Raw genomic sequence first — 6,408 nt, forward strand, 5'->3', positions numbered from 1 at the left:
CGGCCACGGGGGCCGCGGACCGGCGGACACTCCCAGGCCCGTCGCACCTACCGGTGCCGTCAGGCGGTGGCTGCCCTGAGGACGAGCTCCGCCACGGCGAGCAGCGCAAACACCAGGGCAGGGGCCATCGCCTTGCCAGGGTCCTTGGCCCTGACGTGCGCGCCCACAGCGCCGACCATCGTCAGGGTGAGGCCGGCGGCGGCCGCGATGCCCAGCCATGGCACCCACAGACCGGTGACGACGCCGACGGCGCCGAGTACTTCGAGTGCCCCGATCAGGCGGTAAAGCGCGTGAGAAACATGAAGGTGGTCGGCCTGCTCCAGGGCTTTGGCCTGGCCCGTGGCCTTCTGTGCGCCTGCGGCGAAGAAGGCCAGAGCCAGCAGGACGGCGACTACGGCGGTGACGATGAACATGGTGCTGATCTCCGAAAGGGAACGGGCGAGAGGGCCAGAGGGGACGGTCGGGAAGTGGATGCGCGCAGTTGTCAGTAACCGAGGGGCTCGCGCACGAGGACGACGGTGGCGCGGCCGGGGACGAACTCCAGGTTGCTGATCAGGATCTTTGCCACGACGCTGCGCCGGCCGTAGGCCTGCTGGGCGCGGAGGTCCTCCTTGGGAAGGGAGTAGGTCTCGATGCGGCGCAGAGCCGTCTCCAGATCGGGGACGATCTTCTGGGCACCGACCACCCACACCGCCTGGGCGGCGCCGAAGGCATAGGGGGCGAGCTGGCTGCCGCTGGCCGAGGCGGTGACGAGACGGCCGTCCTCGGTGACGGCGTGCACGCTGCCGACGACCACGTCGGGAGCGGACCGGGTCTGGCGGACATCGTCGTAACGGGCTCGCAGGTCCCAGTCGGCCTGGGCGGCGCGGACGCTGACGAACCGTCCGGAGCCGTCGATGTCCTCCTGAATGCCGGACTGGCGCAGTGTCTCGCTGGTGGAGGTGAAGACGGCCTTGTCCGTCGGCAGCAGTTCAGTCACGAGCTGCCGTGCTTCTGCGGCCGTGTCGACGATCCGGACGGCGAAGCCGTGCTTGCCCAGTGCATCCGCCGCACGGACGAGGCTCGCTTCGGAGACCGGAACGGCGAAGGATTCGTCGACGGGCAGGGTCGCGGTGGGCACTGTGGTGTCAGTCATGGGGGTTCCTTGTGGTGCGGTGCAGGGGTAGGCGGGATATCAGGCGAGGTTCTGCTCGTAGACCGTGGCGCCTTCGGTGAGGCCCATCAGGAAGCGTCGGAATTCGATGTTCTCCGTCAGCCCCTCCTGCTGGGCCTCGGCGGACAGCCGCTGCCAGCGACGGGTCTGCTTGTTACGCTCCGCGAACAGCCCGACCAGGGGAACGAGGTCCGTCTGCGCGACACCCAGTCGGTCGCACAACTCGTCGCCCAGGATGTGGCGGGCGAACGCGGCGACGAGGTCACCGGTGAGGGTCAGCGGAGTCTTGAGCGTCAGTTCCGAAAGGGTGGCGGTCAGGATGTCGAGCGTCGCGGAGGTGAGCGCCACGGAGTGCTCGTCCGGCTCTCCGCTGATGGCGTTGATCACGGCGTACCACTCTCCAGCCTCCCGGTGGTCGGCGATGTTGCGGTAGAAGCCGGGGTCGACGCCGAGGAGATAGGCCACGTACTGCCAGTAGCTGTACACGCCGGCCAGTTCCTCGTCCGTGAAGGTGATGCCCAGCTTCTCCAGCGCGCTGAGAGGGCTGTAGGTGAAGTCGAGCCAGGTGCGGGCCAGGTCGACCTGGTTGATGGGCACGCCGAAGGCCGGGTCCCAGCCGTGCCGCAGTTTGGTGGCCCGTACACGCGCGTGCATCAGCCGCACCTGCACCGAGTCGAGGTATCCGGGGCCACCCGGCAGCAGTCCTCCCGGCAGGACCACGCCGTTGATCCATTTGCCGGTCTCCTGGAGCCGACGCTGTGTGGCGTTCTCCAGCCGCCCCGTGCCGCTGAGGACCCGCGCGATGCGGGGCGTGCTGTATTCGGGCAGCAGCGAGCCGAGCGCAAGGGCGAACTGCGTCCACACCGGTTCGACCGACAGGTAGGCGGTCTCCCCCTCGGCGAAGGGTTTCGTATCCACCCAGTCGGGGACGGTCTCGGCCTCGCGCAGCAGGGCAGCGATCGCGGGAGGAACATCGGAGAGCGACGAGAGTCCGTCTTGCAGCCCTTGGTTCACGAGGCGTCGCGCGGGCCCTCCGAGCTCGTCGATCTCCACGATCACGGCATCGGCGACGGGATCTCCCACCTGCAGTGACCGTTCGATGAAGGCCGCCCGCTCTTCGGTCGCGGTGTGAGTTGTCATGCCTGAGCCTCCAGGGGCTTGGAAAGAAGAACCGACCGGTCCGGACCACTCGAGCCTTGTCATCGAGAGCCACCGATCCCTTAATCACCTAAGTTACTGTGATTTAGCGAAAGGTCAAGCCTGCCGACGAGCGTGGTCGGAGATTGTCGACCGCAGAAGTCCGCCCGGCCCTCTGCTCTACTTAGCGTTCGTTAGAATCACGATCAGCAGCCCGTCGGCCGCGTGACAAGGAGTTTGAGCGGATGGCGTCCATGACACCCGGAGCGGACCCGGCATCGGAGCACGAGACGTGCATCGACGAATGGCGGACGTTCGCGCCCCTCGACCCGCCCCCCATCCTGGCCGCCGCACTGGAGAACTTCCGCGAGCACGGCTACCACGGCACGACCGTGCGGGACGTCGCACACCAAGCCGGGGTCAGCCTGCCGATGATCTACTACCGCTTCGAGAACAAGCAGGGCCTGCTGGTCGCCCTGCTGGAGAGCGCCATGGGCGAGGTGCTCCAGAGGGCTCGCCAGGCCGACAAGGAGGCCGACGGCCGGGTACTGGACCGCTTCGGCAACGTCATCGAGTGCATCGTGTTGCACATGACCCACCGGACAGCGACAGCCGGCCTGGACTCCGAGCTGCGCTACCTGGAGCCTGCCAACCGCAAGAAGTACGCGGCCCTCCGCAAAGCCCTGGAGGAACTTCTGCTGGAGATCATCGAGGAGGGCGTGGCCGAGGGGCTGTTCGAGGTGGACAGCGCGGCCGACACCACCCGAGCGCTCCTGGGCATGTGCCAGGCGGTCACCGGCTGGTACCACCCGGACGGCCGGCTGACACCGGAAGACATCGCGGATCGCTACGTAGGCATCGCCCTGCGCACGGTGAGCGCACGGGTGAGGCCCACCCCGCGCACACCGAAGACGTGACCCCGTCCGCCGGAGGTGACCGGTTGTGGCCAAGGGGTGGCGGCACCATGCTGGAGGGTGGCGCCCAGGACATTGCTTTCCGATGCCCGGTGAGTCGGTACGGCGCCGAAGTGAGCGATCATGGACAGGGAAGCAGATGGGGGCCGACCCGACAGCATCGCCCCACCCGCGCCGGCCACAGGTCTTGTATCAGTCGATGCTCTGGGCATCGTGATCACATGGAACTCCGGGGCTGAGCAACTACTCGGCCACCTACCCGACGACGTGCTGGGCCGCGCCGCCGCCGACCTGCTCGCTTCGCCGCTTCCGCCATCGGCTCGGACCTCCCTGGCCGAACACAAGGAGTGGAGTGGCACCCTCATACTGCGGCACCGCAGCGGCTCCCCTGTCAGCGCCGTTGTCCGAGCTTTTCCCCAGCGGGAGGCACACGGAGACGTCGGCTGGGTGCTGATCGCCGAACCACCCGCTTCGGCCACCGACAGCGAGACCCAAGCGTTGCGGGGCTGGACCCTCTCACAACTGCCCGTGGCCGTGCTCATCCACGACGCCGAGGCACGCATGGTCGACGCCAATGCCACAGCGCTGGACCTCCTGGGCCTGTCCGAGGAGACAGTTCTCGGCGGCCGCGTCGACGACGCTCTGCGCACCCGCTCTCTGTACCGCGGCCTGGCAGACGCTGTCTCGGAGGTGGCCCGCACGGGGCAGCCGCTCCACACGGACAAGTCCGTTCGCCCACCCGGGGAGGGCCGCGCCCGTACCTGGTCCTTCGCCGTCTCGCCGCTCAGGGACCCCGCAGGCCGGGTGCGCGGCGCCTCCACGGTCGTACGCGATGTGACCGAAGAGACGCGGGCCCGCCGACAGCTGGGCGTGGTGAACGAGGCGAGCGCGCGCATCGGCACCACCCTTGAGGTGGTGCGCACCGCAGAGGAGCTGGCACAGCTTGCCGTCGATCGGTTCGCGGACTTCGCGGCCGTCGACCTCCTGGACCAGGTCTACGACGGTGGAGAACCCAAGCCCGGCGGGCCGGCCGACACCACCGCCATGCGGCGCGCGGCCAACCGATCCGTCCTGGACGGCTGTCCGGAGGCCATGTTCCAGCCGGGTGAATTGAGCCTCTTCCCAGCGGGATCAGCGCTGTTGGACTCACTGGTCGGCGGTCGGGCTGTCCGCCACGACGCGGATGAGCCAGAAACCCGCACGTGGCTGGCCGAGCATCCACAATTCGCGTCGAAAGTCTCGGCTTTCGGCACGCACTCGACCCTTCTGGTGCCGATGCGCGCCCGGGGAACACCTCTGGGCTTCGCCTTCTTCGCGCGCCACCGCACGGCGGAACGCTTCGACGACGACGATCTGCTGCTGGCCGAGGAGATCACCGCCCGTGCCGCGGTCTGCGTCGACAACGCTCGCCGCTACACCCGAGAGCGCAACACCTCCATCACGCTGCAACGGAGCCTGCTCCCCCAGCGGGCTCCCAGGGAATCCGCGGTCGAAGTCGCCTCCCGCTACCTGCCCACCGGCTCGCGGGCGGGCGTGGGGGGCGACTGGTTCGACGTCATTTCCCTGTCGGGTGCACGGGTCGCGCTGGTCGTGGGAGACGTCGTCGGTCACGGGATCCAGGCCTCGGCCACCATGGGCCGGCTGCGCACAGCGGTCCGTACCCTCGCCGACGTCGATCTGCCTCCCGACGAGTTGCTCACCCACCTCGACGATCTCGTCCTGCGCCTCGACCGCGCGGAGGACTCGGAGGACGACGACGGCCGTCCGACTTCCGACGGAGATGTCGGTGCCACCTGCCTGTACGCGGTCTACGACCCCATCGCCCGCACGTGCACCATGGCCCGGGCCGGGCATCCTCCGCCGGCTCTCGTCCACCCCGACGGCACAGTCGTTTTCGCCGACCTCCCCGCCGGCCCTCCCTTGGGCCTCGGCGGCCTGCCCTTCGAATCAGCCGTCCTGGAACTGCCGGAGGGCAGCCTCATCGCGCTGTACACCGACGGTCTTGTCGAGACCGCCGAGCGCGACATCGAGGTCGGGAACGACCTGCTGCGCAGCGCGCTCGGAGACCCGAACCAGCCGCTGGAACAGACGTGCGACACCATCCTCCAGCGGCTCCTTCCCGAACGCCCCACCGACGACGTCGCCCTGCTCATCGCCCGCACTCGCACTCTGGCCCCCTCCCAGGTCGCCACCTGGGAGCTCCCCTCCGACCCGGCAGTCGTCGCCACCGCCCGCAAGGAGGCCATGACACGCCTGGCCGACTGGGGTCTGGACGAGGTCGAGTTCGTCACGGAGCTCGTCGTCAGTGAACTCGTCACCAACGCCATCCGCTACGGCGCCGCACCCATCCAACTCCGCCTCATCCGCGACCGCACTCTGATCTGCGAGGTCTCCGACGCCAGCAACACCGCTCCGCATCTTCGCCGGGCCCGTGTCTACGACGAGGGCGGTCGCGGACTCCTCCTGGTCGCGCAGTTGACCGACCGCTGGGGCACCCGCCACACCACATACGGCAAGACGATCTGGGCCGAACTGCGGCTGAATACTTGACCTACGGCACTACGGCACTACAGCGCGCGGGACACGAGAGTGGTTCCAGGCGCTCATGTCGGTGTCGACATAGCCGCGGCAGATGGCGGTGCCGGCCGTCACCGGCCGCGTCCCACGAGCGCGAGGCCGGCCCGCACCAGCTCGGGAACCGATGTGCCGGCCCCCGCGAAGCCGTCTCCCACCGTGACCCCCTGCAGATGACGGGAGTACACGCCCTCCGCGAACACGGCGATCTTGAAGTAGGCGAGCGCCTGGTAGAAGGGCAGGAGGCTGATGTCACGGCCGCTCAGCAACTCGTACTGATCGGCGAGTTCCATCTGATCGGGAAAGCCAGGATCGGTCGCGGCAGGCGAGTCGAGCAGCGCGTCGACGGCCGGGCCGCGGTATGCGAGGAAGGTGCCGAGGTCGTCGACGCGGAAGTCACCGTGCACGATCGAGACACCGCTCTCACTCGGCACCGCGGCCTCCAACGCCCGGTGCAAGCGGAGCAGTTCGAGTAGTGGCCGCGTGGCTACCAAGTCCCACTGCGCACGCCATCGATCGAGTTGGCGCCTCAGATATCCCTGGGGGTGACCCCAGTTGGCGAGCCCGACTTCGCGGCCCCGGTGGGCCAGGACACGGGCCTGACGGAGATCCGGGAACTGGTAGAAAGCT

The 6,408-nt window shown here is 68.5% G+C and carries 6 protein-coding genes; 2 read left to right on the forward strand and 4 right to left on the reverse strand.

Features of this window, described 5'->3' with window-relative positions:
• Window positions 1-59 precede the first annotated feature (59 nt).
• The 3 genes from ACWD4O_RS45250 to ACWD4O_RS45260 all read right to left on the reverse strand — a co-directional run bounded on the left by ACWD4O_RS45250 (window position 60) and on the right by ACWD4O_RS45260 (window position 2,293).
• Entirely contained in the window at window positions 60-413 is a 354-nt protein-coding gene (locus ACWD4O_RS45250; RefSeq protein ID WP_451288917.1) for a DoxX family protein, read from the reverse strand.
• A 71-nt stretch (window positions 414-484) separates the two neighbouring features.
• Window positions 485-1,135, reverse strand: a complete 651-nt coding sequence (locus ACWD4O_RS45255; RefSeq protein WP_451288918.1) for an LUD domain-containing protein — start codon at window positions 1,133-1,135, stop codon at window positions 485-487.
• Between the two features lie 39 nt (window positions 1,136-1,174).
• Window positions 1,175-2,293: an oxygenase MpaB family protein gene (locus ACWD4O_RS45260; RefSeq protein ID WP_451288919.1), complete on the reverse strand. Its 1,119-nt coding sequence runs from the start codon at window positions 2,291-2,293 to the stop codon at window positions 1,175-1,177.
• A 242-nt stretch (window positions 2,294-2,535) separates the two neighbouring features.
• Here ACWD4O_RS45260 and ACWD4O_RS45265 point away from each other — a divergent pair, with 242 nt between their 5' ends.
• Window positions 2,536-3,207: a TetR/AcrR family transcriptional regulator gene (locus tag ACWD4O_RS45265; RefSeq protein WP_451288920.1), complete on the forward strand. Its 672-nt coding sequence runs from the start codon at window positions 2,536-2,538 to the stop codon at window positions 3,205-3,207.
• 120 nt (window positions 3,208-3,327) lie between these two features.
• Entirely contained in the window at window positions 3,328-5,754 is a 2,427-nt protein-coding gene (locus ACWD4O_RS45270; RefSeq protein WP_451288922.1) for a SpoIIE family protein phosphatase, read from the forward strand.
• 98 nt (window positions 5,755-5,852) lie between these two features.
• On the opposite strand, the gene ACWD4O_RS45275 is transcribed toward ACWD4O_RS45270, so the two are convergent.
• A partial coding sequence (locus tag ACWD4O_RS45275; protein WP_451288923.1) for a phosphotransferase occupies window positions 5,853-6,408 on the reverse strand: 556 nt, incomplete at its 5' end.

This window comes from Streptomyces sp. NPDC002623 (assembly GCF_053592635.1).